Source organism: Dietzia sp. E1 (assembly GCF_014145015.1).
In the GTDB taxonomy this organism is placed as follows: domain Bacteria; phylum Actinomycetota; class Actinomycetes; order Mycobacteriales; family Mycobacteriaceae; genus Dietzia; species Dietzia cinnamea_A.
In genome coordinates, this window is sequence record NZ_JAALDU010000308.1 from 1 (window position 1) to 3,942 (window position 3,942).

Sequence of the window (3,942 nt, forward strand, 5' to 3'; positions counted from 1 at the left end):
CGCCCCGCCGGGACGGTGCTGCGGGCCTCCCCGGGGGCGCCGGACACGGTGGCCGCACTCCTGGCGACCCCCGCCACTGTCCTGCTCGTCGACGACGTGGTGACCACCGGCGCCACGGCCGCCGAGTGCGTGGCCGTGCTCGTGGCGGGGGGCCTCCCGGTGACCGGCGTCCTGGCCGTCACCGCCGCCTGAACGAGCGCCGTCGCGTGCGGACCGAGGTGAGCTTCGCCGTCTCGGGTGCGGCGTCAGCGGGAGCGGGTAGGGTGGGCTTCGGACGGGTTCACCAGCACATTCGCCGCCTGTCGGCTCCGGTGGGCCGTGTCCGCAGAGTGTCCACTCAGCCATGTGGGTGGACCCTTCGGCCGGGATTCCGGGCGGTTACCGGACCGGTCGCAGCGGTCCGCCGCAGGCCCGATGAGGAGGAGCTTCGATGGCGAAGACCCCCGCAGTCCTGCTCGACCCCGCCACCTTCGACGGTCCCGAGACCGACGATCCCGGCACCCCCGAGGCCCAGGTCACCATCCGCGGCCGGAACGTCGAGGTCCCCGACCATTTCGCGAGCCGGATCAACACCAAGCTGGCGAAGGTCGAGAAGATGGCGCCGTTGATCCAGCGGTTCGACGTGATCCTGTTGCACGAGAACAACCCGAGGCTGGCCAAGGTGAGCCAGCGCGTGGAGATCACCGTCAAGGGCAAGCCGGGAGTGGCCCGGGCCGAGGCGGCCGAGGACACCTTCTACGCGGCTCTCGAGTCGGCCGTGGCCAAGCTCGAGCGGCAGATGCGCAAGGCCCGCACCCGTCGCAAGATCAGCCACTCCGGGCACCGGCGGCCGCAGTCGGTCGCCGAGGCGACCGCCGAGCTGGCCGCCGACGCCGCCCCGGTCGACGCGCTGGACCAGCAGCTCGACGGCGTGGAATACGACGACGGGGTCGACGCCTCGATGCCCGGGCAGATCGTGCGTCGCAAGGAGCACGACGGCACGCCGATGTCGGTCGACGAGGCGCTCGAGAAGATGGAACTCGTGGGTCACGACTTCTACCTGTTCCGCGACGCGGAGACCGGACGCGCCACCGTCGTCTACCGCCGGCACGCGTTCGACTACGGGCTCATCACCCTGAGCGACGAGGGTTGACGGCCTCCACCCGCACCCGCCGAGGGCGGTCCGGTCCCACTCGACCGGACCGCCCTCGGCGTGTCAGGACGGCCCGAAGCACCTAGGATGAACCCGGGCCCGCGTGTCACCACGCAGGTCGCAGATACCACGACCACTTCCCCGACCACGAGGACGTTCGAGACTGTGTCCATTCTTTCCAAGCTGCTCCGGGCCGGCGAGGGGCGAAAGCTCAAGAAGTACACCGCTCTCGCCGACTACGTGGACTCGCTCTCCGCCGACACGGAGAAGTTGACCGACGACGAGCTCCGGGCGAAGACCGGGGAGTTCAAGCGTCGGGTGGCCGAGGGGGAGACGCTGGACGACCTGCTGCCCGAGGCGTTCGCCGTGGCGCGCGAGGCCGCGTACCGCGTCCTCGGGCAGAAGCCGTACAAGGTGCAGATCATCGGCGCAATCGTGCTGCACACCGGGTCCGTCGCCGAGATGAAGACCGGCGAGGGCAAGACCCTGACCTGTGTGCTGCCCGCTTACCTCAACGCCCTGTCCGACAAGGGTGTGCACGTGGTGACGGTCAACGACTACCTCGCGAAGCGCGACGCCGAGTGGATGGGCCGCGTCCACCGCTTCCTGGGCCTGTCCGTGGGCGCCATCCTCAGCGGCATGACGCCCGACCAGCGGCGCGAGGCCTACCACGCCGACATCACCTACGGTACGAACAACGAGTTCGGGTTCGACTACCTGCGCGACAACATGGCGCACGACACCGCCCAGCTCGTCCAGCGCGGACACAACTACGCGATCGTCGACGAGGTCGACTCCATCCTCATCGACGAGGCGCGGACCCCGCTCATCATCTCCGGTCCCGCCGACGGTTCCAGCAAGTGGTACGCCGAGTTCGCGCGCATCGCCCCGCTGTTGGAGGAGGGCACCCACTACGAGGTGGACCGCAAGAAGCGGACCATCGGCGTCACCGAGCAGGGCGTGGAATTCGTCGAGGACCAGCTGGGCATCGACAACCTCTACGAGGCCGCCAACTCGCCGCTGGTCAGTTATCTGAACAACTCCATCAAAGCCAAGGAGCTGTTCATCAAGGACAAGGACTACATCGTCCGCGACGGCGACGTCATCATCGTCGACGAGTTCACCGGGCGAGTCCTCGACGGCCGCCGCTACAACGAGGGCATGCACCAGGCCATCGAGGCCAAGGAGCGCGTGGAGATCAAGGCCGAGAACCAGACCCTGGCCACCATCACTCTCCAGAACTACTTCCGGCTCTACGAGAAGCTGGCCGGCATGACCGGCACCGCCGAGACAGAGGCGGCCGAGCTGTACCAGATCTACAAGCTCGAGGTCATGCCCATCCCGACCAACCGCCCCATGGCCCGCGCGGACCAGCCCGACCTCATCTACAAGACCGAAGAGGCCAAGTTCGCCGCCGTGGTGGAGGACATCGCCGAGCGGGTCGAGAAGAAGCAGCCGGTGCTCGTGGGCACCGCTTCCGTCGAGCGCAGTGAGCACCTGTCCCGGCTGCTCACCCGCAAGGGCATCAAGCACCACGTGCTCAACGCGAAGTTCCACGCCCAGGAGGCGCAGATCATCGCCCAGGCCGGCCGGCCCGGCGCGGTCACGGTCGCCACCAACATGGCCGGCCGCGGTACCGACATCGTGCTGGGCGGTAACCCCGACATCATCGCAGACCTCAACCTCCGCGAGCGCGGTCTCGACCCGGTGACCACCCCGGAGGAGTACGAGGCCGCGTGGGACGCCGAGATCGAGCGGATGCGCAAGCTCACCAAGGAGGAGGGCGAGCGGGTCCGCGAGGCCGGTGGCCTCTACGTCCTGGGCACCGAGCGCCACGACTCGCGCCGCATCGACAACCAGCTGCGCGGTCGTTCCGGCCGCCAGGGCGACCCGGGGGAGTCCCGCTTCTACCTGTCGCTGGGTGACGAGCTCATGAGGCGCTTCAACGGCGCCGCCGTCGAGGCGATCATGAACAGGCTGAGCCTGCCCGACGACGTGCCCATCGAGGCCGGCATGGTCTCGCGCGCCGTGAAGAACGCCCAGACGCAGGTCGAGTCGCAGAACTTCGAGATCCGCAAGGACGTGCTCAAGTACGACGAGGTGATGAACCAGCAGCGCACGGTAATCTACCGCGAGCGCAAGCGCATCCTCGAGGGCGAGGACATCACCGACCAGGTCGAGTCGATGATCTACCAGGTGGTCAGCGCCTACGTCGACGGCGCCACCGCCGAGGGGTACGTCGAGGACTGGGACCTGGAGAAGCTGTGGGACGCGCTGCGGCAGCTGTACCCCGTGTCGATCACCGCGCAGGAGATCATCGACGGGGACGAGTACGGCTCTCCCGGCGATCTGTCCGCCAAGAACCTCAAGGACGCCGTCCTCGACGACGTCTTCGCCCGGTACGACGAGCGCGAGGCCGAGATCGAGGGGATCGGCGGCGAGGGCGCGATGCGCCAGCTCGAGCGGTCGGTCATGTTGCAGGTCCTCGACCGCAAGTGGCGCGAGCACCTCTACGAGATGGACTACCTCAAGGAGGGCATCGGTCTGCGGGCGATGGCCCAGCGCGACCCGTTGGTCGAGTACCAGCGCGAGGGCTACGACATGTTCTCGGCGATGATGGACGGCGTGCGCGAGGAGACCGTGGCGTTCCTGTTCAACGTCAAGGTCCAGGCCAACCAGCAGCAGGCGGCGATGGCCGGCCCGTCGGCCGCGCAGGCCGCGGCGCTGGCGGGTGGCAATCCCATCCTCCGGGCGGCCGGCACCGGCCGGGACGTGAGCGAGGAGCAGATGCAGTTCTCCGGCCCGTCGGA

3 protein-coding genes are annotated in these 3,942 nt (G+C 68.5%); all 3 read left to right on the top strand.

Annotated elements, in window-relative coordinates; translation table 11 throughout:
• A partial coding sequence (locus G6030_RS10695; RefSeq protein ID WP_182643111.1) for a hypothetical protein occupies positions 1 to 192 on the top strand: 192 nt, incomplete at its 5' end.
• A 238-nt stretch (positions 193 to 430) separates the two neighbouring features.
• Positions 431 to 1,132, top strand: a complete 702-nt coding sequence (gene raiA, locus G6030_RS10700; RefSeq protein WP_007628525.1) for a ribosome-associated translation inhibitor RaiA — start codon at positions 431 to 433, stop codon at positions 1,130 to 1,132.
• A 165-nt stretch (positions 1,133 to 1,297) separates the two neighbouring features.
• On the top strand, positions 1,298 to 3,942 hold a 2,645-nt coding region (secA, locus tag G6030_RS10705; RefSeq protein ID WP_347238635.1), incomplete at its 3' end, for a preprotein translocase subunit SecA.

Excerpts from the sequence above, each read along its gene's own strand:
- raiA (WP_007628525.1), top strand. The coding sequence starts at position 431 with ATGGCGAAGACCCCCGCAGTCCTGCTCGACCCCGCCACCTTCGACGGT.